Origin of the sequence: Sorangium sp. So ce887, from assembly GCF_051521455.1 — a bacterium.
Lineage (GTDB): Bacteria > Myxococcota_A > Polyangia > Polyangiales > Polyangiaceae > Sorangium.
The window spans coordinates 11,798,523-11,824,012 of the sequence record NZ_CP150354.1 but is presented as its reverse complement, the minus strand read 5'-3'; the positions used below and the strand labels follow the sequence as shown (position 1 = coordinate 11,824,012).

Annotated in this window: 16 protein-coding genes; 11 read left to right on the top strand and 5 right to left on the bottom strand. The window is 72.0% G+C overall.

Annotation, left to right across the window (positions count from 1 at the left end; all coding sequences use genetic code 11):
- Positions 1-246: 246 nt before the first annotated feature.
- The 4 genes from WMF36_RS44295 to WMF36_RS44280 all read right to left on the bottom strand — a co-directional run bounded on the left by WMF36_RS44295 (position 247) and on the right by WMF36_RS44280 (position 3,146).
- Positions 247-777: a hypothetical protein gene (locus WMF36_RS44295; RefSeq protein WP_437576889.1), complete on the bottom strand. Its 531-nt coding sequence runs from the start codon at positions 775-777 to the stop codon at positions 247-249.
- Complete coding sequence (locus WMF36_RS44290) at positions 774-1,829, bottom strand: AAA family ATPase (RefSeq protein WP_437576888.1); 1,056 nt, start codon at positions 1,827-1,829, stop codon at positions 774-776. Before WMF36_RS44290 ends, WMF36_RS44295 begins: the two co-directional genes overlap by 4 nt.
- Positions 1,830-1,883: 54 nt before the next feature.
- Entirely contained in the window at positions 1,884-2,453 is a 570-nt protein-coding gene (locus WMF36_RS44285; RefSeq protein ID WP_437576887.1) for a hypothetical protein, read from the bottom strand.
- 141 nt (positions 2,454-2,594) lie between these two features.
- Positions 2,595-3,146: a hypothetical protein gene (locus tag WMF36_RS44280; protein ID WP_437576886.1), complete on the bottom strand. Its 552-nt coding sequence runs from the start codon at positions 3,144-3,146 to the stop codon at positions 2,595-2,597.
- Between the two features lie 214 nt (positions 3,147-3,360).
- Between WMF36_RS44280 and WMF36_RS44275 the strand changes: the two genes are divergently transcribed.
- From WMF36_RS44275 to WMF36_RS44250, 6 genes are all read left to right on the top strand, one after another.
- Complete coding sequence (locus WMF36_RS44275; protein ID WP_437576885.1) at positions 3,361-5,109, top strand: ATP-binding protein; 1,749 nt, start codon at positions 3,361-3,363, stop codon at positions 5,107-5,109.
- A complete protein-coding gene (locus tag WMF36_RS44270) occupies positions 5,106-10,448 on the top strand; it encodes a hypothetical protein (protein ID WP_437576884.1) in 5,343 nt (1,780 codons plus the stop codon). Before WMF36_RS44275 ends, WMF36_RS44270 begins: the two co-directional genes overlap by 4 nt.
- Positions 10,449-10,493: 45 nt before the next feature.
- Positions 10,494-11,180, top strand: a complete 687-nt coding sequence (locus WMF36_RS44265; RefSeq protein ID WP_437576883.1) for a DUF488 domain-containing protein — start codon at positions 10,494-10,496, stop codon at positions 11,178-11,180.
- 49 nt (positions 11,181-11,229) lie between these two features.
- Positions 11,230-11,907, top strand: coding sequence for a 16S rRNA (guanine(527)-N(7))-methyltransferase RsmG (locus tag WMF36_RS44260; RefSeq protein WP_437576882.1), 678 nt, complete (start codon positions 11,230-11,232; stop codon positions 11,905-11,907).
- A gap of 364 nt (positions 11,908-12,271) precedes the next feature.
- Positions 12,272-13,387 (top strand): hypothetical protein, encoded by a 1,116-nt coding sequence (locus tag WMF36_RS44255; protein ID WP_437576881.1) that lies wholly within the window; start codon positions 12,272-12,274, stop codon positions 13,385-13,387.
- Between the two features lie 281 nt (positions 13,388-13,668).
- Positions 13,669-14,136, top strand: a complete 468-nt coding sequence (locus WMF36_RS44250; protein ID WP_437576880.1) for a hypothetical protein — start codon at positions 13,669-13,671, stop codon at positions 14,134-14,136.
- Between the two features lie 159 nt (positions 14,137-14,295).
- Here WMF36_RS44250 and WMF36_RS44245 read toward each other — a convergent pair whose 3' ends face one another.
- Positions 14,296-15,225, bottom strand: a complete 930-nt coding sequence (locus WMF36_RS44245) for a ketopantoate reductase family protein (protein ID WP_437576879.1) — start codon at positions 15,223-15,225, stop codon at positions 14,296-14,298.
- Positions 15,226-15,311: 86 nt separating this feature from the next.
- Here WMF36_RS44245 and WMF36_RS44240 point away from each other — a divergent pair, with 86 nt between their 5' ends.
- The 5 genes from WMF36_RS44240 to WMF36_RS44220 all read left to right on the top strand — a co-directional run bounded on the left by WMF36_RS44240 (position 15,312) and on the right by WMF36_RS44220 (position 25,471).
- Positions 15,312-18,041 (top strand): ATP-binding protein, encoded by a 2,730-nt coding sequence (locus tag WMF36_RS44240; protein WP_437576878.1) that lies wholly within the window; start codon positions 15,312-15,314, stop codon positions 18,039-18,041.
- Between the two features lie 355 nt (positions 18,042-18,396).
- Positions 18,397-20,937 carry a nitrite reductase large subunit NirB gene (gene nirB / locus WMF36_RS44235; protein ID WP_437576877.1) on the top strand — a complete coding sequence of 847 codons (2,541 nt, stop codon included), beginning with the start codon at positions 18,397-18,399 and terminating at the stop codon, positions 20,935-20,937.
- 36 nt (positions 20,938-20,973) lie between these two features.
- Positions 20,974-21,372 carry a nitrite reductase small subunit NirD gene (gene nirD, locus WMF36_RS44230; RefSeq protein WP_437576876.1) on the top strand — a complete coding sequence of 133 codons (399 nt, stop codon included), beginning with the start codon at positions 20,974-20,976 and terminating at the stop codon, positions 21,370-21,372.
- Positions 21,373-21,491: 119 nt separating this feature from the next.
- A complete protein-coding gene (locus WMF36_RS44225; protein ID WP_437576875.1) occupies positions 21,492-23,222 on the top strand; it encodes a DmsC/YnfH family molybdoenzyme membrane anchor subunit in 1,731 nt (576 codons plus the stop codon).
- Positions 23,222-25,471 carry a molybdopterin oxidoreductase family protein gene (locus WMF36_RS44220; protein WP_437576874.1) on the top strand — a complete coding sequence of 750 codons (2,250 nt, stop codon included), beginning with the start codon at positions 23,222-23,224 and terminating at the stop codon, positions 25,469-25,471. Before WMF36_RS44225 ends, WMF36_RS44220 begins: the two co-directional genes overlap by 1 nt.
- Positions 25,472-25,490: the final 19 nt, after the last annotated feature.

Genomic DNA, 25,490 nt, shown 5'->3' with positions numbered 1-25,490 from the left:
GAGAAGGGGAAACATTACGTGGACGAAGCACACCGGGGAAGGGCTACCGGGCTGTCACGGAGCGATTGGGAGGAGAAGCGCGCGGCGTTGGCGTGCCGGCTTACGCGGTACGGCGCTACCGCGGAGCAGCTCACCGCGGCGTGATGTCACAGCGAGGTGAGCCGAGAGCGGGGGTGCTTCGACTTACGTGAACAGGAGCGGCCCAGAGGTGGTGTGAGGTGTGGTGAAGGGGCCCCGGCGTTCAGGTCACGATAGGCTCGTGACGACGAGGCCATGGACGGGGGCGGCTTGGACCAGAGAGCGACACGTGACCAGGACCCTCGGATTGAGCCAGGTGAGCTCGCGCTTGATGGCCTCGCCAAGCGCTGATGCGAGCGCGGGCTCGGGCGGGCGCTCTTCCTCGAGCCAGAGCACGACGGGAACCTTCTTGGCGCGATCGAGGATCGGCCGCACGAAGCCACGTAGCTCGCCGCGGTCGAGCGGCGAGCGGCCGCAGGCCCACACCATGGCCGCGACCGTATCCCGCACCTTGTACGCGACTTCTCGGGCGAGCTCCCCGCTCGACAAGCGGGCTCTGTTCTCTATCCGGTGACCGCGGAAGTCCTTGACTTCGATGAAGTAAGGCTCACCGAGATAGACACCGAAGAAGTCGACCGCCTTGGTCTCCTGAAACCTTTGTAGCCCGCCGACATACGCGCCGTGGTCGTCCCATTTCAGGATCTTCCAGTCGCCGTCGAAGGCGAACCGGAGCTTGCCCTCGTCATGAACGAAGCTCATGCCGCGGAGCCCTCTTCGGGAGCCTCATCGAAGAGCTTGCGCTCGAAGTCGTAGTGCCGCGAGAACTCATCGAGGATCGGGTTGGTCGGCAGATCGGCCAGCGTATCACCGGCATCGACGAGCGCCGGACCGTGCGCCTCCTTCCGGTGGAACGCGAAGAACCGGATCGGCACATCGGGCTGCTTCCGGTACTCGGAGAGGAGCGACAGCTTGTGAGACAGCAGGTAATCGTGCGTCGTCACGAAGATCTGCACGCCGCGCTTGCCCAGCTCGAGGAGGATGTCGACGACCAGCGAGACGAGCTGCGGGTTCAGGTTCGCCTCGGGCTCATCCCAGAAGAGGATGCCATTCGTCGTCAGCGAGCCGTTCGAGACCATGTGGGCGAGGCCGGCGATCTTCCGGAGCCCTTCGGCGACGAGGTGCGCCTCCATGCTCCCGTCCTTGCGCAGCAGATAGAAGCGCCCGCCCTGGAGGGAGACCTTGCCGCCGAGCGCGGCCTCGATCGGCTGGATCAGCGCCTTCGCCTCCTCGGAGCGGGGTCCGCGGAGCGCCGCCTGGCTGAGCGCGATGCAGGCGTCGTAGTACGTCTCATCGAACGAGAGCTTGCGCTCCTGGTACGCAGGGATGAATCCTTCGAACATCGCGAGGACCTCCCGCGTCGGGAGGAAGATGGAAGGCGCCTCGGTCTTCCAGGTCGCGCTCTTGACCTCGACCTGCTGCTTGCCCTTCGTGTTCAGCACGACGGCGACGTCGCCCGTCGCGCCTCGGATGGTGATGAACCCCTTGCCCTGGCCCTTGCGGCGGTGGACGAGCCTGCCCATGTACGCGTCGTCCGGCCTGAAGACGTTGGCCATCTTCTCGTGCAGTCGCAGATCCAGCGGGATGACGGAGCCCTCCTGCTCGAGGGTCTTGAGCGGGGAGTAGAGCGCCTTCATGGTGTGGCTCTTCCCCGTCGCGTTGGTGCCCAGAAAGACGTTGATGCCCGGTGAGAAGGCGAGCTCGACGTCCTCGAACGCGCTGAACTGCTTCATGTGCAGGTGCTGAACCTTCATGGCTCTCCCCGGCTCCTCGTGGATGGTGCGGAACGGCGACGGCGGCAGGGTAGCTCAGAGGTCGGCGCGCAGGGGGCTCATCACGGCGAGGTGCTCCCGGCGGACGCTCGCGCCCTCAGGTCGGCCTCCTCCGCCTCGAACTGCTCCAGGGCGGCCCGCAGGTCCTCCACGATCTCCCCGGCGATCACGTCGGGCGCCGGGAGGTTCTCGGAGGCCGGAACCGGCTGGAAGGAAGAGGATAGCGCGAGCGGGCGCCGCCATGCACGGCGGAGCGTCAGGTGTCCGGTTGCTGAGCGAAGTATTCCGCCACCTTCTCGAGAAATTCGGCTGGAGGGACGCTGCGAGCTGAAGCTTACGGATACCCTCGACGGTTTCGCACAGCTTGTTGAACGGCAGGAAGCCACACACCTTGGGAAGCACCTTCTCGCGCAGCGAGAAGGTCGGGCGCTGGATTTCCTGCTCGACCTTGTCGCGGCGCTCCTCGGACGCGACAAGGTATAGCTTGATATCGAGGTTCGGCTGGAGGAACAGGAGATCCGACATCCGGAGCAGGCCGGAGTCGACCGACGTGGTGCACTCGACCTCAAGAGCCACGACGATGGAGTTGCCCTTCAGCCAGAGCACGTCGATGACCTCGATGGTCCGCGTCGTGACCTCGGCGAGGGCGCTCCTGAGAGCTCCTTGATGAACCTGTCCCGCTCATCGCGATCGACCGTCTGCTCCACCTGAGACGGGTGCAGGATCATCCTTTCCGTCGATTGCGATCTAGGACGGGCCGGACGGCGCAGGCGGCGCGGGCGCCTCCGGCACCGCCCTCTTCTTCTTCACCCTGGCCGCGGCGGCACGGGGGACATGGAGCTCGTCCAGATAGCCGAACACCTGGGCATCGAGGTCGGACGGCAGCTTCGAATTGTGCTCGACCTCGTCCGTGAGGCCCGCCCGCAGGCGGGAGAGGAGGCCTATCGTGGCGGCGCGGAGCGCGCCCGCGCCCTTGCGTGAGGTCTCCTTCACGTCCGCGCGATCGCTGAGCATGGAGTGGAGCCGCTCGCCGGCGTCGAGGAAGCCGCTGATCCAGTCATGGAGCGTCTCTCCGTCGGCGACAGGGAAGCGCTCGAGATCGGCCTTGTGCTGCTTGAGGATCTTCTTGCGCTTTAGTGCCGCTCGGGTGAGCTGACCGCGAGATGGCGTGGCGCCGGCGGCCCCGCGAGGAGCCCAGAGGTCCTCGCCGGCATGCCGGAGCCCCACCGGCGAGGTGAGGAGGTGGCGACGAGCATCCCTCGTGCCCCGGCGGCGAGGCGAACAGGTCACGGCGAGCATCCTGACGTCTCGGCGGCGAGACGAGCATGCAGCGAGGAGCATGCCGGAGCCCCGCCGGCGAGGCGTGGTGGTTGCCTCGAGCAGCCCTGAAGGCCCAGCGGCGAGGCGTGGTGGTTGCGTCGAGCAGCCCTGATGCCCCAGCGGCGAGGCGCGGTGGTTGCGTCGAGCAGCCCCGGAGGCCCACCTCCCCCCTGTGATAGCCTCGCAGGCGCGCATGGCCCCGTACCGATCCTTCCGCGAGGACCGCGCCGCGCCCCCGGCGCCGCCGCCAGGCCCCGTGGCGGACATGGTGCAGCAGTTCGCCGACCCGTACGCCTTCCTCCGCGAGCTCGTGCAGAACGGCATGGACGCCGGCGCGCAGAAGATCGCCGTGCGCGTCGAGACGCTGCCCGGCGCGTGCGCCACCTCGGTCGCCGACGACGGGTGCGGCATGAGCCGCGAGGACATCGAGGGACCGCTGCTCACCCTCTTCAGCTCGTCCAAGGAAGGCGACCCCAGCAAGATCGGCAAATACGGCGTCGGCTTCGTCTCGGTGCTCGCCATCCAGCCGGAAGCGGTCGACGTGGAGACGTGGCGCGACGGACAGGCATGGCTCCTCCGGCTGCGCAGCGACACGAGCTACGAGCTCGAGGACGCCGGCCCGCGCCAGGGCAGCGGCACCCGGGTGACCCTCATCCAGCGGCTCAGCCGGGAGGCGTTCGTGGAACACGCTCGCCGCGCCCAGGCAGCGCTCCGCCGCTGGTGCCGCCACGCCAGGTGCGAGATCGCCCTCAGCATCGCCGATCACGAAGGCAACGCACGGGCAAGCGTCGAGCGCATCGATACCCCGCTGTCCGTCGCAGCGCCCGTCTCCGTGACCGCCGTCGAGGAGGAGACGACCTTCGTGGTCGGCCCCTCCGCCGGCGCTCAGCACCTCGCACAGCCGAGAGGCGGCGAGCCCGCCGCGGAGCACGGCCAGAGCTTCGCCGGCTTCTACAACGGCGGCCTCACCCTGTTCGAGACCACAGACGAGCTCTTCAGCGGGCTCTCGGGCGTGCGGTTCAAGGTGATGAGCCCGCACCTCCAGCACACCCTGAGCCGCGACAACGTGCGCCGCGAGGACGCCTTCTGGGAAGCGCTCGCCCGCGTGCGCGAGCTCGTCAAAGGGCCGCTCCGGCGCGAGCTCGCCGCGCGCTTGCCGCAGGCCGCAGCAGGCGCCGCCGCCGGCGAGGGCGCCGCCGCCGCGTACGCGGCGATGCTCGAGGCGGCGCTGTCGCCGCCGACCGCGCTCGATCCGGACGAGATCCCGTTCCCGCTCGCGAGCGCCGTCGCGGGCGACCGGATACGCGCCGGCCTGCGGGCGCTCGCGCGAGGGCGCGAGCCGCTGCTCGTCGCCGAGCGGCCCGGCGCGCTGACCGAGGCCATGGCGCAGGACGGCCTGCCCGTCGTGCTGTGCAACCACCCCGCCACCGTCGCGCTGCTCAAGCGGTGCTTCCCGATGGCGCGCATCGAGGAGGCGCGCGCGGCCTACCTGCGCGTGCGCGAGGAGCCGGAGAGCGCCCGCGCGGCCGACGCGCCGCTGCTCCAGGTGGTCGCCGACGCGCTCGCGCGCGCCCGGCACGGGGTCGCCCGGGTGAGCCTCTGCCGGATCCAGGGCGCCCTCCGCGAGCGCGGCGGGATCCTCCTGCCCGCAGGCAGCGAGCGCGGCGAGCCCGAGCCGAGCTGCCACGCCGCGCGCGACGTCGTGCGGCGCGCAGCGCGCTTCGGGCCACGGCACGCCCTCTACCTCAACGTCGCCAGCGACACCGTGGCGCTCGCCCGCAGGCGCGCCGCCGTCGACCCCGTGACCGCCGGCAACCTGCTCGCCCGCGCGCTGCTCGTCGAGGCCAAGGGGCCGCTCGATCCCGAGGACAGCGACCGGCTCCTCGACCTCGCAGCGAACCCGCCGCCGCTCGCAGGCGCGCCACGGGGGCTCCCGAGATGAGCCGGGTCGTCGCCCGCGGCGCGATCCGCGTCGATGCCCGCCGCGCCGTCCAGAAGCTCAGGGAACACCTGCTCGTCGACCTCGACCTCTACCTGCTCGAGCTCGTCCGGGCCGCCGCGGCCGGCGGCGCGACGCAGATCGACCTCCAGTACGACGCCGACGACGTCGTCCTGACCTTCGACGGAGAGCCGCCCGACGCGCCCGTCCTGGCGCGCCTCCTCGACCACGTGCTCAACGCCGCGCCCGACGCCCCGTCCCGGCGCCTCCGGCTGCTCGCGCTCGGCGTGAACGCGGCGCTCGGGCTGCGCCCGGCCCGCGTCGACCTGCTCACGACCGGCCGCGGGCCGTCCGGCGAGAGAGCCGAGGCGACCTGCACGCGCGTGCGCTTCACGCCCGCCCTGCTCGAGGCGCCCGAAGGCGCCCTCGGGCCGGCCGCCGCCCCCGCCTGCGACGAGGTGCCGAGGCCGCCCGGGATGCCCGCGGCCGGCCTGCGCGTCGAGGTGCGGCGGCGGCTCGGCTGGTCGGTGCTGCGCCGGGCCATCACCGGCGACACCCCGCCAGAGCTGGCCCACCTGGCGGCGGCCACCGGCGATTTCTCGATCCCGATCGCCGTCGCCGGCGAGCCGCTCCGCCGCGCACCCCCGGGCGGCAAGCACGCGGTGCTCCTGCGCGTGCCCTTCCACGTGCACGGCGCGCGCCGCGCGGCGCTGGAGATCGTCGCGCCCCGCGATCCCGCAGGCGGGCCGGCCCTCTCTGCGCCTCTGTCGACGCCCCTCTCCGTGCCCCTCCCCGCGCCCCTCCCCGCGCCCTTCTCTCCCCCCCTCTCCGGCCTCCCCGCCGTCGACTACCTCGAGCACGGCGTGCAGCTCGTCCGCGAGCGCTGGAGCTTCGAGCCGCGGTTCCCCTCGGCGCCCTACCAGGGGGTCGAGCTCCCGGTCCGCCTCGTCGTCGACGCGGACGAGCTGCCCACCAACGCGTCGCGCTCGGCGCTGCGCGAGGACGCGCCCCTCCGCGCGCGGCTCCGCGAGGCGGCGGGCGGCGCGCTGCTCGACGCGCTCGAGGCGCTGACCGCCCTGCTCCGCGGCGAGGGCGCGATCCCGGAGGGCGTGCTCGTCGTCGACGAGGACCGCGGCCGGCTCGAGGACGCGCTCGCGGCCTTCGCGTGCGTCGCGACCGGCGCGGCGCGCGCAGGCGCCAGGCTGCCCCCCGAGGCGCAGGCCGTGCGCGAGCTGCCGCTGCTCCGCGACGGGCACGGGCGGCCGGTGTCGCTCGCGTCGCTCGACGCGCGCGACGCGTCGCCTCTCTTCCTCCATCGCGGCGACGCGAGGCTCCCGGAGGAGCTCTCCCCCTGGGCCCACGACGTGATCTGGAGCCGCGGGGGGGTCGTCGAGCGCGCGCTCGCCGGGCTCCCGCTCGCCGACGCGGAGGCGATGCTCGAGCAGGCGAAGCTCGGCGCCGGGCGCCGCAGGGCGTTCCTCCTGCACGCGACCGGCGAGCCCGTGGTGCCGCCCGCCCCCGAGCACGCGCTCCGCGCCGCCTTCCACGTGGACGAGGGGACGCTCGCCGGCCTGCGCGGCGAGCTCGCCGTCTTCGCCGACGACGGCGAGCCGAGGAGAGGCGCCGAGGTCCGGGTGTTCGTGGACGGGCGGCACCTCGAGACCGTGGAGCTCGATCCCGCCGCCGTCCCCCTGCCGGTCGAGATCGCGCTCGCGTGGGAGGGGCACGTGCGGCCGCGGTTCGCGTACGACGGCGTCGAGCGCGACGCGCGCTTCTGGCGCGCGGTCCGCCACGCCCTGGGGGTCGCGCTCGCCGCGGCCAACGCCGAGGCGCGGCGGCGCTTCGGTCCGAGGGCCGCGCACCAGGGCGCGCCGCAGCCCGAGAGCGAGCTCGCTCGCCTGAGGGGCCCGCTGCGCGCCGCGATCGGCACGGTGTTCTGCGCTCCGCAGCGCCTCGGCGCGCCCGACCGCAGACAGGGGCGCCGGGGAGGCGCCGGGCGGCGCGACGGGCGCGGCGTGGACGACCTCGCGCCGTCGCGCTTCGGCGGCCTCGTGGAGGCGCGGCTCTGGCCCACGCTCGGGGCAGGCCGGTTCCTGAGCCTGAAAGGCCTCGCCTCGCTCGCCCGGGCGGCGGGCGGCCTCTGCACCGCGCCGCCCGAGGCGCGGGGGCGCGCGGCCGACCGGCGGCCCGTGCTCGCCGCCTCGCAGCGCGAGCTCGACTGGCTCGCCGCCGCGCTCCCGGGGTGCGAGCTCGTCCCCTACGCGCCGGGGCTCCTCGGCGAGGACGAGCTCGCGGCGCGGGGCCCGGCGCGGCGGCGCGCGCTCGCGGCGTCGCTGGAGAAGGTCGCGCCGAGAGGCGCCGCCGACGCGCCGGTCCTCGCGGTCGCCGGCCCCGGCTTCCTCGCCCTCGCCACGCCCGGCGACGCGATGGTCGAGGCGTGGCACCACGCGTCGCAGCCGCTCGCCACCCTGAAGGCCGCGGCGCCGCTCCTCGGCCCCGCCGCCGTCGCGATCGACGACGACGCGGCGGTGCCGGGCAGGGCCTGGAATAGCCTCCTGTCGCCGCGCCACGACGCCGCCGTCCACGCGGTCGAGCGCGCGCTCTGCGAGGCGCTCGTGGCCGCGCTGGAGGGCGACGCCGCGGCGCGCGCGCGGCTCGGCCTGCGCGACGACCCGCTCCGCCACCACGGCCGACCGGACGCCCGCCTGATCGCCTACCTCCTCGAGAGCGCGCGGGCGCTCGCGGAGAGCGCCCGGAGCGCGCCCGTCGAGGCGGCCCTCGCCGAGCTCGCGGCGCGCATCCGGCGCCTGCCGCTGCTCATGATGCTCGATCCGCGCGGCCGGGAGGTCGCGTGCTCGCTCGAGAGCCTCGACAGGACGCACCCGGCGCCGGCGCCGATCCCGGTGCTCGACGAGGCGCCCGGCTTCGAGACGCTCGCCTGGCACCCCCTCGTCGTCCGCGACCCGCGCGAGCGCGCGGCGCTCCTGCGGTGGGCCGGCGGCCGCGTCCTCCCGGCGCACGGCGCGGTGCCGACGCGGCGGCTCCGCGCCTCCATCGAGCAGGGCCGCCTCAAGCGCGCCGAGAGGACGCAGCAGGAGCACGGGGCGCGCGGCGACGCCGCGGGCGCGCCGCGCGCCCCGCCGGCGCTGCCGGGCGCGCCGCCGCATCCGAGCCTGCGGGTGAGCCCCGCCGCGCTCGGCGTGCGGGATCTCGAGGGCGAGATCGAGATCATCGAGGGGCCGGAGTCGGACGCGCGCTTCATCGGTCCCGACGGCGCCGAGCGGCGCGTCGACGTGGAGCTGCCGATCCCGCTGCGGATCCTCGCGCGCGCCGGGGCGGCGGACCCGCCGCGGGACGAGGTGCGCGCGCTGCTGACGCGCCTCGCGAAGGGCGCGGGCCGCCACCTGATCTCGCTCGCGCCCCGCTTCGACGAGCTGCCGCCGTTCGCCCGGAGCCACACGCGCCGCGCGCTCCTGCGGACGCTCGCCCAGGGCAAGCGCGTCGTCGCGGGCGCCGCGGGCGCGCCGCTCTTCCCCGACATCGAGGGGACCCACCGGTCGCTCGACGACCTCCGGCACGATCCGCACGCCGAGTGGCTGTGCACCTCGACGCCGCCGCCCTACCCGACGCAGCGCTACGAGCGGCCGGTCCTCGCGCTGAGCAGGCCCGAGCGGCTGCAGCTCGCGACGGCCGTGCTCGTCAAGGACATCACCGACACCGTCGCGCGCGATCGCGCGACCGAGGAGCGCCTCGCGGCGCCGCCGCTCGCCGTGATCGGCCTCGACGCGGCCGCGCGCGCGGCGTGCTTCGCCACCTTCCCCTTCGCCCAGCAGGAGGGCGCGCAGACCGCGCACGGCGAGATCGGCCTGCTCGCCCCGGAGCACGCCGGCGCGGCCGGCATCGCGGTGCACGTCGGGCGCCGGCCGCTCTGCGCGATCGGCGCCGGCGGCGGGTGGCCCCTGTGCGCGGCCGTCAACGACGACGCGCTCGAGCCGAACCGCGCCTTCGACGGGCTCCGGACGGGCGCGGACGCGGCGAGGCTCCGGCAGGCGGTGCGCGACGCGACCGCGCGGTGGCTGCGCGGCCGGCTCGCGCCGCCCGAGGACGCGCTCGCGACGCGGTGGATCGACGCCGCCGTCGCCCGGCCCCGGCCGCTGCTCGTGACCGGCGCGCTCTGGCTGCCCGCGCGGTGGCCCCGCGCGCCGCGGGTGCTCGTCGGCGCGCCCTCCGCGGCGATCCTCGAGGGCGGCGACGGCGCCGCGCGCGGCGGCTTCACGCCGCGCGCGCTGCTCGCCGAGGCGGGCGCCGCCGGCGTCGTCGGGCTCGCGCCGGTCGAGGGGATGCTCCTCGTGTGGCCGCTGGAGGAGGAGCGCTGGGAGGCCGTCGCGGAGCTCGCCATGGAGGCGGCGGCCTCCATGGCGGCCGAGCTCTCGGACGAGACGGCCGCCGCGCCGTACCTGTGGAACCTGCACCTGCTCGGCCGCCTCTCCGGCGGCAGGCTCGCCGCGCCGACCGCCGGCGGGGAGATCGCCGGCCCGGCGGCGGTCCGGGCGGAGCTCGCGGCGAGCGGCTGCCTGTGGATCACCGATCGCCGCGGGAGCGCGGACGGCGATTTCCCGGAGGGGACGCCGGCGTTCGTGCTGCTCGACGACGGCTCGCCGCTCGTCGAGGTGCTGCGCCACCGGGCCGCCCCCGGCGCGCTGCGCGAGCTCGGCGCGCCCGCGGCGCCGCCGGCCCCGGCCGGCGCCGTCGCGACGGAGGTCGGGGGCGCCTCCGGGGCCGCCGGCGACGAGGCTCCGGCGGGCGCGACCGGCGACGAGGCGCCCGCGGGCGCCGCCGGTGTGCGGGCTGTCGCGGGCGCGACCGGCGACGAGGCGCCCGCGGGCGCATCCGGCGCCCAGGCCCCCGCGGGCGCGCCCGACGCGAGCGGCGCACGCGCCTGGGTCGGCGCGCTGTGGCGCAGCGTGCGCGGCCTGATCGGCGGCGAGGCGGCGACGCGGCTCGGCGCCGCGCCCGAGCGGCCGGGCGCGGCGGCCGAGGGCCCGCTCGCCGCGGCGCTCCGCGAGGCCATCGCCAGGATGGGCCTCGAGGGCTCCCCGGTCCGCGCCGTCGTCGAGAGCCGCTCGGGGAGGCCGGTCCGCTACGAGGCCAGCCGGAGCCACATCGTCATCAACACCGAGCACGAAGCGCTCGCGTGGCTGCGCGCGCGCGGCGCGCCCGATCCCGCGGCCGTCGCGCTGCTGGCGGCGGCCGCCGTCGGCGAGGTGAACCGCGCCCTGAAGTCGGTCACCGACGCGGAGGAGCGCCGGGCGCTCGACCATCTGCTGCGCTCGATGAGGTAGCGCGCGCCGGCCGGCGTCGCGCCGCCGCCGGGACGGGAAGGCCCGATGCGGAAGCCCGGCGAGCGCCTCCCGCCGCACGTTGCCCGCGCGCCGCCGGGGCCCAAAGCTCTCCCCGTGGACACCGTCTTCACCGCCGGCCACGGCACCCGCAGCGTGGAAGAGCTCGTCGAGCTGCTCGGCGAGGGGCCGGCCGACACGCTCGTCGACGTCCGGAGGTTCCCGGGCTCCAGCCGGTCGCCGCACCTCGGCCGCGCCGCGCTCGCCGAGGCGCTGCCCCCGCTCGGGGTGACCTACGTCTTCCGCGGCGACACCCTGGGCGGCCGGCGAACCGGGCGGGACGGCTCGCCCCACGTGGCCTGGGAGAACGCGAGCTTCCGGGCCTACGCCGACCACATGGAGACCGCCGCCTTCCAGCGCGCGCTCTCCGAGGTGGAGGCGGAAGCCCGGGCCGGACGGCGCATGGCCCTCCTGTGCGCCGAGACGCTCTGGTGGCGTTGCCACCGCCGCCTCATCGCCGACGCCTTGGTCGCGCGCGGGCTCGCGGTCGTCCACCTGCTCGGCCCCGGCGCGCGGGCCCCGCACACGCTGAACCCCGCGGCGCGGATCGACGGCGCCGGCCACCTGATCTACGACGTCGGCGCCCAGCGCGCGCTGCCGCTCGGCGGCGCCGGCGCGGAGCGCGCATCCGCGCCGGATGAGCCCGCGCCCCCGCGCCCCCGCCGCGCGCGGTGAACCGCGCCGGCGGGTGCATCCGCCCCGGGTCCTGTGCTCCACTGCGGCCATGACCCTGGGCGCCGCGTCGCGGATGACGGAGAAGATCGCCACGGTGCTCGCCGGCCGCGAGCCGAGCCTCCCTGCCCGCGCCGGCGAGGCGCTCGCGCGCTGGCTCGAGCTCGTCCAGGGGTGGAACGCGAAGGTCGATCTGACGGCAGCGCGGAGCGCCGACGAGCTCGCCGACCTCATGCTCGCGGACGCGCGGCTCCTCTCGGAGCACGTCCCCGAGGGGCGGCGCGTTGTCGACGTCGGCACGGGGGCCGGCGCGCCCGGCCTGCCGCTCGCGCTGCTGCGGCCGGATCTGGAGGTGACCCTCGTCGAGCCTCTGCAAAAGCGCGTCGCCTTCCTGCGGACGGCGATAGGCACGCTGGTCCAGGAAGGCGAGCTCAAGAAGCCGCCCCGGGTCGAGCGCGCGCGCGGCGAGGATCTCGTGCGGGCCGGGAGGTCATTCGAGGTGGCGCTCTCCCGCGCGACGCTCGCGCCGGACGCCTGGCTGCCCCTCGGCGCGGCGCTCACCGCGCAGGAGCCGGCGGATCACCGCGAGATCTGGGTCCTGCTCGCCCGCGACGAGCCGCCGGCGCACGCCGGCTGGGCGCCCGCGATCGATCTCCGGTATCGCTGGCCGCTCACCGGCGCCGATCGGAGGGCAGTGCGGTATCTGCCAGGAGCCGCCAAGCTCGCCTGACCGCCCTGTCGGGTATCGCCTGAACCAGGCCGCCAGTCCTCAGATTGAGATCCTGATGGCGACGCTTCGCCGGAGAGTCATCCGCTTTCACGGAGGCTCGGCGTCGAGGTGCCCCAGCTCGTCCGGTATGGCGAAGCAGCACCGCTTCCGATACTGTCCCGAAATCACATGAAGGCGCGCCCTACGTGGGCAGGGCCTCCTGGCTCAGGAGACAGTAATGAAATTACAACGCGTTTCGGCGATCCTGCTCACATCGGTCGCCTTCTCTGCAGGCTTCATAGGTTGCGGCGGTGACGACTCGGATGACGGCGCTGGCGGGGGCTCGTCGAGCTCGACAACGTCCTCCTCGAGCTCGGGAACCTCCGTGAGCACCGGCGACAACACGCCCGGGGCCGAGTACCTCGGCAGCCAGTGCACGGAGGACGCGGACTGCGGCCCCGACGGCGAGTGCTGGCTGGAGTCGGACCCGAATGGCGGTCCTTCGGGCGGGTACTGCACGATGTCGTGCACCGATGACGGCGACTGCGAAGGCGCGGACAGCGCCTGCCTGGATGGACTGTGCTTCCTGGGCTGCGACTATGGACGACCGGCGATCGAGTTCCTCGACGACGAGCTCGACCCGTTCAAGTGCCACGGCCGCGACGAGCTGCGTTGCCAGGACGTGGACGGCGTGCCGGTCTGCGTGCCGAACTGCGGCTCCGACAGCCAGTGCCCCGGCCGTAGCTGCGATCCCCGGCAGAGCGTCTGCGTCGACACGCCCACCGAGGGTCTCCCGATGGGGGCCGCCTGCGACGTCGAGGCCGAGGAAAACTCGTGCGCCGGATTGTGTGGGGGCTTCGCCGGCGAGGTCGGCGCATGCACCCAGTTCTGCGGCCTGGGCGGCGATCTTCTGGAGTCCGACTGCGGCGGGTTCGCGAACGGCATCTGCCTTTACTCCGCGCAAGACGCCGGCCTCGGCGACGTCGGCGTCTGCACCAGGGCGTGTACGGCGCACAGCGATTGCCTCTTGCCCGACTCCCGCTGCGAGAACATCGGTCTCCCGGACAACGGGTACTGCATCTTCGTCGACATGCCGAAGGAATGCGAGGACAACGGCGACTGCCAGGAGCCGGATGAGTGCGCCGAGACGCCTGACGGCTTCTTCTGCCTCGACCCGACGTATCCGCTGAGCACCAGCGGCGAGGGCGGCGCGGGCGGCGAGGGCGGCGCCGGCGGCGGCACCGGCGGCGAGGGCGGCGGCACGGGCGGCACCGGCGGCGAGGGCGGCGCCAGCGCCACGACCAGCGCCAGCGCTACGACCAGCGCCAGCGCCACGACCAGCGCCAGCGCCACGACCAGCGCCAGCGCCACGACCGGCGCGGGCGGCGACGGCGGCGCGGGCGGCACGGCCGGCACCGGCGGCGCGGGCGGCACGGCCGGCACCGGCGGCGCGGGCGGCACGGCCGGCACCGGCGGCGCGGGCGGCACCGGCGGCGCCTGACCGCCGATCCGCGGACAGGGTCTCATCCCATCTCGATCTCCAGAGATGGGATGACCCTCACGCTCCACTCCCCTTCTCGTTTTCTCGTTTTCCAGGAACCCGGAACACCGGGTCAACTCCCCACCAGCCCAGGCACGAGGCGCGCCGTCTCAGGCGAGGCAGATCGCCACATGACCCTCCCGGCGTGGCGCGCCGTGGGCGCGTTGAAGACATCCACGCCGAGAGCGCTCGCCGCGCCGGCATCCCCTTTGCTCAGACGCCCGTGCGGGCAGGAGGACCGCATGAACAAGCTCGCTCTCTTCACCTCGGCCGCCGTCGTGGCGGCCGCGACGATGGGTTTCACCGGGACCGCGCACGCTCAGGAAAGGACGCGCGACACGGTCACCATCACCGATTCCGTGCCGAACCGCGGGCTCATCTGGAGCGGCGTCGCCGTGCTCGGCACCACCTACGGGATCTCGACCGTCGTGGCGACGTTCAGCGACAACCCCGCGGACCGCGCGCTCTGGGTGCCCATCGCGGGGCCCTGGATCGACCTCGGCGCCCGCGACAAGTGCCGCGGCGAGCGGGAGTGCAACGCCGAGTCGACCCACAAGGTGCTGCTCGTGGCCAACGGGCTCGGCCAGGCCATCGGCGCGCTGCAGATCCTGAGCGGCTTCATCTTCCCGGCGAAGCGCACGGTGACCGAGGTCGGGACCGTGCAGATCATCCCCATGGGCAAGGGGCTCGCCGCCAGGACCGTGTTCTGAGCCGACATGCGACGTCGCGAGCCCGGGTGGTGGCCTGATTGGCCCCAGACTGATTCCCATGAAGGCGGGAAGGCGCGAAGATCCTTGATCTTTTCTTCCCGCCCTCCCGCCTTCATGTCCAAATCAGGCCACCACCCGAGCCCGCCGCGCGCCCGGGGCCTACCCGGCGGCAGACAGCGCGCTCGCCCGGGGCGACAGGCCGCGAACGAGGGCGGCGAGCGTGCGCAGCACCGGGGTGTCGACGCCGGCCCGGCGCCCGCGCTCGACCACGGCGCCCTGGAGAAGTTCCACCTCTGTCGCCCGGCCGGCGCGCACGTCCTGCAGCATCGACGGCTCCGTGAGCGGGAACTCCGCGCGCGTGAGGGCGATCATCGCGTCCGCGGTCGCTTCCGAGATCTCCACCCCCTCCGCCCGCGCGACCGCGATCACCTCGAGCATCGCCGCCCGGGCGAGGTCCTCCATCCGCTCCAAGGCCGCCCCGGCGCGCTGGCCGGTCAGCGCGCAGATCGCGTTGAAGGGGGCGTTCCAGACCATCTTCTCCCAGAGCATGGCGCGGTAGCTCGACCCCCGGCGGACCGGGATGCCCGCGCGCTCGAGCAGCGCGGCGATCGCCTCGACCCGCGCCTCCTGCCCGGGCCGGTACGGCGCGAGGCCGGCGCGCGTCGGCGCGAGCGTGTCGATCTCGCCAGGGCCGCTGAGCCCCGCGGACATGTACGCGATGGAGGCGATCACGCGCGATTCGCCGACCTCCCGGGCGACCGCGTCCTCCGAGTCGAGCCCGTTCAGGAGGGGCGCGGCGAGGCCGTCCGCGGCGAGCAGCCCGGGGAGCTTCGCGCTCACGGCGGGGAGAGACGGCCACTTCACGGCGATGAGCGCCAGATCGAACGGCCCGCGCGCCCCGTCGAGCGCGGCCACGCGGAGCGGCGGCGTGCGCAGCTCGCCGGACGGCGTGCGGAGGACGAGCCCGCGCGACCGCATCGCCTCGGCGTGCGCGCCCCGCGCGACGAAGGTGACGTCTTCCCCCGCGAGGGCGAGCCTCGCCCCGAAATAGCCGCCCACCGCGCCCGCGCCGACTATGAGGATCCGCATCGGCGGCGACGATAGCATGCTCGAACCGGAGCGCAGACAGCCGACATGTGGCCACCAGCGCGGTTTGCGGATATGCATGAGCCGAGATGCATAGGCCGGACGCCCCCACCCTGGCTCGAGCCAGCGCCGGCATGAACACCGGCGCCGAGCCCAGCGCGACGCTGGAATCCGGGCAGATCCAGCTCTTGCTCGACGCCCTGCCGGCGCTCATCTCCTATATCGATAGCGACGAGCGCTACGGCGTCGTCAACCAGGCCTACGAGCGCTGGTTCCAGGAGGATCGCAGCTCCCTCACCGGCCGGCAGGTGCGCGAGGTGATCGGCGACGCCGCGTACGCCGTCGTGAAGCCGCACATCGACGCGGTGCTCCGCGGAAAACCGCAAGATTTCGAGTCGCGGATCGTTTACCGCAAGGGCGGCAGGCGCCACGTCCGCATCCAGTACATTCCCCACCTCGGCGCGAGCGGCGATGTGCGCGGCTTCTTCACGCTCGTCGCGGACATCAGCGAACAGAAGCGCGCCGAGGAGGCCCGTCGCCTGCTGGCCGACGCGACGGCCCTGCTCGATCCGGTGCTCGACCGCGACACGAGCTACCGGCGCGTCGCGGAGCTCGCCGTCACCTCGGTGGCGGCCTTTTGCTCCGTCCACACGCTCGATTCGGACGGCACCCTCCGCGCGCGGGTCATCGCGCACGCGGACCCGGCCAAGGCAGAGCTCGTCTCCAGGCTGGCCCAGCGCGGCCGGCTGCCGCCGGAGCCCGAGACGCCGCTGCACGAGGTGCTCCACGGCGGCCCCGCCCGGCTCCTGTCCGACATCCCCGACAGCCTGTTCGCCGGCGTGGCGCGCGACGCCGAGCACCTCGCCGCCCTGCGCGCGCTCGGCTGCCGATCCGCGGTGATCGTGCCGATCCGCGGCGAGGAGTGCGTCCTCGCGGCGCTCACCCTCGCCTCCGCCGAGTCGGACCGCACCTACACCGCGGCCGATCTCGCCTTCGCCGAGGAGCTCTCGCAGTGCATCCAGGTGGCCCTGCAGCGCATGCGCCTCTACGACCTGGCCCGCGACGCCGAGAGCGAGGCGCGGCGGCGCTTCCTGGCCGAGCAGGAGGCGCGCCGGGCCGCCGAGCGCGCCGCCCAGCGCATGGCCGGCCTCCAGCACATCACCGCGGCGCTCGCCGACGCGCTCACCTGCGACGCGGTGGCGGAGGTCGTCGTCGACCAGGGCGTCGCCGCCGCCGGCGCGTACGCCGGGACGATCGTCGTGACGGCGGGCGACACGCTCGAGTGCCTCAAGGCGGTCGGCTACGCGCCCGAGGCCGTCGAGCGCTTCCGGAAGATGTCCGTCGCCGACGGCCTCCCGATCACCGATCCCCTGCGGACCGGCGCCCCCGTCTGGCTGCGCTCGCGCAAGGAGTGCTCCGCCCGGTACCCGGATTTCGCGGCCGGCGCGCTGACCGCCGCCACCGCCTCGCTCTGCTGTCTCCCGCTCTGGGTCCAGGAGCGGCCGATTGGCGTGCTCGGGCTGAGCTTCGCGGAGGCGCGCCCCTTCGATCACGAAGAGCAGGAGTTCCTTGTCGCGATGTCGCGCCAGTGCGCGCAGGCCATCGAGCGCGCCCGCCTGCACGAGGAGCGCGCCGCCATCATCGAGCGCGAGCGGCGCGTCGCCCTCGAGAACGCCCGGCTGTACCGCGAGGCCCACGAGGCGGACCGGCGCAAGGACGAGTTCATCGCGATGCTCTCGCACGAGCTCCGCAACCCGCTCGCGCCCATCACCACCGGCCTCGAGCTCCTGCGCATGAACACGAGCGAGCGCGGCGACCGCGACGACAGCCAGGTCCTCACGACCCTGGAGCGGCAGGTGAAGACGATCGTGCGGCTCGTCGACGATCTGCTCGACGTCTCCCGGATCACGCGCGGCAAGATCGAGCTGAAGCGGGAGCGGCTCGACGTCGGCTCCGTGGTCGAGGCCGCGGTCGACTCGGTGCGTCCGCTCCTCGCGCAGCGCCGGCACGAGCTCCTCCTGTCGGTCGAGCCCGGGGTCTTCGTGCACGGCGACCGGGTGCGGCTCGAGCAGATCGCCGTGAACCTGCTCAACAACGCCATCAAGTACACGAACCCCGGCGGACGCGTCTCGCTCTCCTCCTCCACGACGAGCGGCGGCGACGCGTGGATCCGGGTGACCGACACCGGCGTCGGCATCTCCGCCGAGCTCCTGCCGCTCGTCTTCGAGCCGTTCATGCAGGCGCGGCGCACGCTGGATCGCTCGCAGGGGGGCCTCGGGGTCGGGCTGACGCTCGTCAAGCGGCTGGCCGAGCTGCACGGCGGGCGCGTCGAGGCCGTGAGCGCCGGCGCCGGCGAGGGCACCACCATCAGCGTCTGGCTCCCCCTCGCGGGCGCGTCGGCGGAGAGCGCCGCGGCGCCCGCGACCGAGATCCCGCGCTCCGGGGCGAGCGCCCTCCGCGTCCTCCTCGTCGACGACAACGTCGACGCCGCCGAGGGCCTGCGGCGCATCCTCCAGCTCCACGGCCACACGGTGTCGATGGCGCACGACGGCCCGGCGGCGCTCGAGACCGCGCGCGCGTCGAAGCCCGAGCTCGTCCTGCTCGACATCGGCCTGCCCGGGATGGACGGCTACGAGGTCGTCCGGCGCCTGCGCGCCGAGCCCGAGCTCCGGCGCTCCTACATCGCCGCCGTGTCCGGCTACGGGCAGGACCAGGACCGCCGCCGCTCGCGCGAGGCAGGCTTCGACGCCCACCTCACGAAGCCGGTCGCGACGGCGCAGCTGCTCGCCCTCGTCGCCGAGGCCGCCCCGCGCGGGTGACCGGCCCGCCGGCCATTTCAGAATTGCAATGGCTTCGCTCCGGCGGAGCGACACACACACGAAACAGTCACCTCCTGTTTCGCGCGAATCGCCCTTTTCCTTTCATTGACGCTGTTCAGATCGCCCTCGCGCGGAGCCTTGTTACGCTCGTCCGCGACCGCGAAACGCGCAGGAAACAGAGGGAATGTCCGGGATCGAGCGCGCCGCTGGGCACACAATTTATTCCTGCGAAACAGTTGTGAAACAGAGCTCACAGTAGACAGTTTCTGGTCCGGGAGTGTGGCCGGGCGCCTCGCTCGGACGGCAGTACGGCAGTGACGGTGAGAATGACTCACCGGGTCCAAAGGTGGGTTTCATGAGCAAGAAGAAGGACCTCCTCGTCATCGGCAACGGTATGGTCGGGCACAAGTTCATCGAGAACATGGTTCTCGGTGGCTTCCTGCGCGAATGGAACATCACGACCTTCTGCGAGGAGCCGCGGCTCGCCTATGACCGGGTGAACCTGTCTGCCTTCTTCAGCGGCAAGTCGGCGGATGACCTGTCGATGGTGAAGCCCGGCCTCTACGAGGAGGCGGGGATTCACGTCCACCTGGGGGACAAGGCCGTATCGATCGACCGGCGCAAGAAGGCCGTGACCTCCGCGAAGGGGAAGACGGTCTATTACGACAAGCTCATCCTCGCCACCGGCTCGTATCCGTTCGTCCCGCCGATCAAGGGCAAGGACACGAAGGGCTGCTTCGTGTACCGCACGATCGACGACCTCGAGGCCATGGCGGCCCACGCGAAGGGCGCGAAGGTCGGCACGGTCATCGGCGGCGGCCTGCTCGGGCTGGAGGCGGCCAACGCGCTCAAGAACATGAACCTCCAGGTCCACGTCGTGGAGTTCGCGCCGCGGCTGATGGCCCTCCAGGTGGACGACGCCGGCGGCGCGATCCTCCGCCAGAAGATCGAGTCGCTCGGCGTGGAGGTGCACACGAACACCTCGACCACCGAGATCGTCGCCGAGCACGGCCGCGTGGCGAGGATGCTCTTCGCCGACCAGACCGATCTCGCGACCGACATGATCGTCTTCTCCGCCGGCATCCGCCCGCGGGACGAGCTCGCCCGGGCGTGCGATCTCGCGATCGGCAACCGCGGCGGCGTCGTCATCAACGATCGCTGTCAGACGTCGGATCCGGACATCTACGCGATCGGCGAGTGTGCCAGTTACAGCAACCAGCTCTATGGCCTCGTGGCGCCCGGCTACCACATGGCCAAGGTCGCGGCCGACGCCCTCACCGGCGGGAAGGAGACCTTCAACGGCTTCGACATGAGCACCAAGCTCAAGCTGATGGGCGTGGACGTCGCGAGCTTCGGCGACGCGTTCGCGACGCAGCCCGGCGCGCGCGTGGTCAGCTTCATGAACGCGGCGTCGAACGTCTACAAGAAGCTCGTCGTCAGCGCGGACGGCACGCACCTCCTCGGCGGCATCCTCGTCGGCGACGCCTCGAACTACGGGCAGCTGCTCCAGCTCGTGCAGAACAAGATCGTGCTGCCGCCGAACCCCGAGGACCTCATCGTCTCGGCGCGCGACGGCGCGAAGCCGGCGGGCTTCGGGGTCGAGGCGCTGCCCGACACCGCCATGATCTGCTCGTGCCTGAACGTCACGAAGAAGGCCATCTGCTCGGCCATCTGCGACGACAAGCACGTCACGGTCGCCGCCATCAAGGGGCACACGAAGGCCGGCACGGGCTGCGGATCGTGCACCACGCTGATCACCGACATCCTGAAGAAGGAGCTCAAGAAGGCGGGCGTCGCGGTGACGAACTACCTCTGCGAGCATTTCAACTACTCGCGGCAGGAGCTCTATCACCTCGTCCGGATCCACGCGATCAAGACCTTTGACGACCTGATCGAGCGCCACGGCAAGGGCAAGGGGTGCGAGATCTGCAAGCCGGCGGTGGCCTCGATCCTCGCCTCGACGTGGAACGAGCACATCCTGAACAAGAAGCACCTGCCGCTCCAGGACACGAACGATCGCTTCATGGCCAACGTCCAGAAGGACGGCACCTACTCGGTGGTCCCGCGCGTGCCGGCCGGCGAGATCACGCCGGATCAGCTCATCGCCCTCGGGCAGGTCGCGAAGAAGTACAGCCTGTACTCGAAGATCACCGGCGGCCAGCGGGTGGATCTGTTCGGCGCGCGGCTGGAGCAGCTGCCCGACATCTGGGGCGAGCTCATCGCCGCCGGCTTCGAGTCGGGGCACGCCTACGGCAAGGCGCTCCGCACCGTGAAGTCGTGCGTGGGCAGCACCTGGTGCCGCTACGGCGTGCAGGACTCGGTGGGCTTCGCGGTCGCGGTCGAGAACCGCTACAAGGGGCTGCGCAGCCCCCACAAGCTGAAGTCCGCGGTGTCCGGCTGCGCGCGCGAGTGCGCCGAGGCGCAGAGCAAGGACTTCGGCATCATCGCGACCGAGAAGGGCTACAACCTCTATCTCTGCGGCAACGGCGGGATGAAGCCGCAGCACGCCCAGCTCTTCGCCTCGGATCTCGACGAGGCGACGCTCATCAAGTACGTCGACCGGTTCTTGATGTTCTACATCCGCACGGCGGACCGGCTCCAGCGCACGGCGACGTGGTTCAACAACCTCGAGGGCGGCATGGATTACCTCAAGCAGGTCATCATCGATGACTCGCTCGGGATCTGCGAGGAGCTCGAGAAGGAGATGGCCCACCTCATCGCGACCTACGAGTGCGAGTGGAAGGCCGCGGTCTCCGACGCCGAGAAGCTCAAGCAGTTCCGCCCGTTCGTGAACGCCGGAGAGCCCGACCGGAGCATCGTCTTCGTCAGCGAGCGGGCGCAGCACCGCCCGGCGGCCTGGAAGGAGAAATCGAACGTCGTCGAGGAGATGATCTGACCGCGGGTCGACAGGCCTTTTCTGAGAGGGATCGTCATGAACGAGCTGCACACGTCGGAAGCGCCCCGGAACGAGGGCACGACCCAGGGCTGGGTCGAGGTTTGCGGGGCCGAGGACATCATCCCGAACACGGGCGTCTGCGCGCTCGTGGGGAAGCGCCAGGTCGCGGTGGTCCGGGTCGGCGAGGGCGAGGAGATCTACGCCATCAGCAACTTCGACCCGTTCAGCAAGGCGTTCGTCCTCTCGCGCGGCATCGTCGGGGACAAGGGGGGCATTCCCAAGATCGCCTCGCCGATCTACAAGCAGAGCTTCGACCTGCGCACCGGCCAGTGCCTGGACGACCCGGGCGTGCGCGTCCCCGTGTATCCTGCCCGGATCCGGGGCGGGCGCGTCGAGGTCCAGGTCCCGGCAGAGCCGTACGTCGCGGCGAGCTGACCCGATGGGCTGGCGAGGCAGCGCCGCTTTTCTCTTCGCGACGGGCACGCCGCCGTTCGCGGTGTGTCTCTTGAAGTTCTCCGGGCTGGGTTTCCGCGCGGGGTAGACAGGGATTATCGATGAGCGTTGCAAAGGTGTCGGACACTCATTTTCGTTTGCCCATCATCAACTCGCCGCCGAAGATCCAGGACAGCAACAAGAACCTGCTGGAGGCGCTCCTCGCGGACCAGCAGAAGCTCACGGCGGTCGAGAAATTCTCGAAGATCCACGAGGAGCACGCGCTCCCGGCTCAATCCAAGTACTACCGCGACCTCATCCCCTTCGAGAAGCCGAAGCCGGGGCAGCAGTACGCCTTCGAGGTCGACCTCGACGCCTGCACGGCGTGCAAGGCGTGCGTCACCGCCTGCCACAGCCTGAACGGTCTCGACGAGGACGAGGTGTGGCGCTCGGTCGGGCTCCTGCACGGCGGCACGCCCCAGGCGCCGGCGCAGCAGAGCGTGACCACGGCGTGCCACCACTGCCTGGACCCGGCGTGCATGACGGGCTGTCCGGTCAAGGCCTACGAGAAGGACCCGGTCACCGGCATCGTCAAGCACCTCGATGATCAGTGCATCGGCTGCCAGTACTGCGTCCTGATGTGTCCCTACGACGCTCCGAAGTTCAACGCGGAGCGGGGGATCGTGCGCAAGTGCGATATGTGCAGCGACCGGCTGGCCAACGACGAGGCCCCGGCGTGCGTGCAGTCGTGCCCCAACGGCGCCATTCGCATCACGGTGATCGATCAGGCGCAGGCCGTGCAGGAGAGCCAGACCAACGTCTTCCTGCCGGGCGCGGCGGCGCCGGAGATCACGATCCCGACGACCACCTACAAGACGAAGAAGTCGCTCCCGCGCAACATGCTGCCTGCGGACTTCTACCAGGTGAGCCGGGAGCACTCCCACCCTCCGCTCGTCGCGATGCTCGTGCTGACGCAGCTCTCGGTGGGCGCGTTCTGCGTGAGCCTCGCCCTCAACGAGCTGCTCGGCGAGCAAGCGACCCGGGATTTCGGCGGCCACAGCGCCACCTTCGCGCTCGTGTTCGGGCTCGCGGCGCTGAATGCGAGCCTCTTGCACCTGGGTCGACCGCAGTTCGCGTTCCGGGCGTTCCTGGGGCTCAAGACGTCGTGGCTCAGCCGGGAGATCCTCGGGTTCTCGCTCTTCGCCGGCGCCGCGACCCTCTACGCGGCCTCGTTCTGGGTGCCCTCGATCCCGGCGCTCGCGCCGCTCTTGCCGCTCGGCCTCTTGCAGACGCCGCTGTCCTACGCGGTCGCGCTGAGCGGGATGCTGGGCGTGTTCTGCTCGGTGATGGTGTACGCCGCGACCCAGCGGGAGCACTGGCGCGGGGGCCTCACGGGCTTCAAGTTCACGGGCACGGCGGCCGTGCTCGGGAGCTCGACGGTCCTGATGGTCGCGCTGCTCCTGAGCCGCGAGCACGCGGCGCTGCTCCTGACCCGCGGCTTCCGCACGCTGAGCGCGTTCCTGTGCGTGTCGATGGCGCTCAAGCTGGCCGTGGAGCTCTCGATGTTCCGGCACCTCCGGCGGCGGAGCCACTCGACGCTCAAGCGGAGCGCGATCCTGATGGCGGGGGAGCTGAAGGGCGCGACGGGCTGGCGCTTCGCCTGCGGGGCGCTCGGCGGCATCGTCCTGCCCGCGCTCAGCCTCTTCTCGGCGCCGAATAGCGGCGTGAGCTCCGAAGCTTTGATGGCCATGGCGGTCGTGGCGTTCCTGTTCTGCCTCGCGGGGGAGTTCCTCGAGCGGTATCTGTTCTTCGCAGCCGCGCCCGCCTCCAAGATGCCCGGAGGGCTCTCCTGATGACCACCGATGCGAGCGATGCAAAGGCAAAGAAGATGTCAGCGGAGCCGAAGAAGGCGGACAACCTCCTCCTGCAGCGCAACGGGCCGCTGACGCGCGACCTGCTCCTCGCGCCCGGCGAGTTCGGCCTCGGGAGGGTGCCTGCGCGGCTGAAGCCGGATCAGACGACCACGGTCGTGTGCGGCTTCTGCTCGACCGGGTGCGGGCTGAACGTCCACCTGAAGGACGGCGAGGCGATCAACCTCTCGCCGAACACCGACTATCCCGTCAACCTGGGGATGGCGTGCCCGAAGGGCTGGGAGGCGCTCACGCCGCTCCGGGCGAGCGACCGCGCCACGACGCCGCTCCTCAGGAACGCCCGCGGGAAGCTGGAGCGGGTGGAGTGGGACGTCGCGCTGCGCACGTTCGTCGACAGGTTCAAGGCGATCCAGGAGGCGCACGGCAAGGAGTCGGTCGCCTTCATCAGCACGGGGCAGATCGTCACCGAGGAGATGGCCTTCCTCGGGGCGCTCGCGAAGTTCGGCATGGGCATGCTGCACGGGGACGGCAACACCCGGCAGTGCATGGCGACGTCGGTGGTCGCCTACAAGGAGTCGTTCGGCTTCGACGCGCCGCCCTACACGTACCGCGATTTCGAGGAGTCCGACGTCGTGGTGCTCGTCGGCTCGAACCTCTGCATCGCCCACCCGATCATGTGGGAGCGGCTGTGCAAGAACAAGAATCATCCGGCGATCGTCGTCGTGGATCCGCGCAAGACCGAGACGGCGATGGCGGCTACGGCGCACTATGCGCTGAAGCCGAAATCGGATCTGACGCTGTTCTACGGTATCGCGCACATCCTCATCCAGCGAGGGTGGATCGACAGGGACTACATCGACGCGCACACCGTCGATTTCGAGCAGTTCAGGGCGCACGTCGAGGAGTTCACGCCCGCGCGGGTGTCCGCGGCGACGGGGCTCAGCGAGGAGCAGCTCGCGTCGTTCGCCGAGACGATCCACAACGGAAAGCGGGTGTCGTTCTGGTGGACCATGGGCGTCAACCAGAGCCACGAGGGCGTGCGGGTCGCGCAGGCGATCATCAACCTCGCGCTGATGACGGGGAACATCGGGCGGCCCGGGACCGGGGCGAACTCCATCACGGGCCAGTGCAACGCGATGGGCTCGCGGATGTTCAGCAACACGACGGGCCTGTTCGCCGGCCACGACTTCACGAAGGAGGAGCACCGGAAGAAGATCGCCGCGATCCTCGACATCCCGGAGGAGGTCATCCCGACGCGGAACAGCCTGGCCTACGACCAGATCATCGAAGGCATCCTGAAGGGGAAGATCAAGGGACTCTGGATCATCGCGACGAACCCGGCCCACTCCTGGATCAACCAGGAGGACCTGCACGAGCTCCTCGGTCGGCTGGAGTTCCTCGTGGTGCAGGACATGTATGCCACGACCGAGACGGCGGAGCGCGCGCACCTCGTCCTCCCGGCGGCCTCGTGGGCCGAGAAGGAGGGCACGTTCATCAACTCGGAGCGGCGCATCGGCCTCGTGAAGAAGGTCGCGCGGGCGCCCGGCCAGGCGCTGGCCGACTTCCACATCTTCCAGCTCGTGGCCCAGTACTGGGGCTGCGGCGACTTGCTCGAGGAGTGGAAGAGCCCCGAGGCCGTCTTCCAGATCATGAAGCGGCTCTCGAAGGGGCAGCCGTGCGACATCACGGGCATCGACGACTACGCGATGATCGACGAGCGCGGGGGCATCCAGTGGCCCTACCCCGAGGGGGCGGCCTTCGAGACCAACGAGCGGCGGCTGTTCGAGGACGGCCAGTACTACCGGCCGGATCAGAGGGCGAAGTTCGCCTTCCAGGCGCCCCGCCAGCTGCCGGAGCCGACCGACGAGCAGTATCCGTTCACGCTGCTCACCGGGCGAGGGAGCTCCAGCCAGTGGCACACGCAGACGCGGACCAAGAAGTCGGCGGTGCTGCAGCGGCTCTATCCGAAGGAGATCTACGTCGAGGTGAGCCCGGTCGACGCGAAGAAGCTCGGTTTCGAGATGAACGAGTGGGTGGTCATCGCGTCGCGCCGCGCGGAGATCAAGGCGCGGGCGTTCGTCACGAACTCGGTGCAGCCGGGGGAGATCTTCATCCCGATGCACTACGAGATCACGAACAAGCTGACGTTCCCGGCGTTCGATCAGTATTCCCGGCAGCCCTCGTACAAGGCGTGTGCGGTGAAGATGCGGCGCGAGGAAGATCGCGGGTAGTCGTACCGCGTCGGCCCAG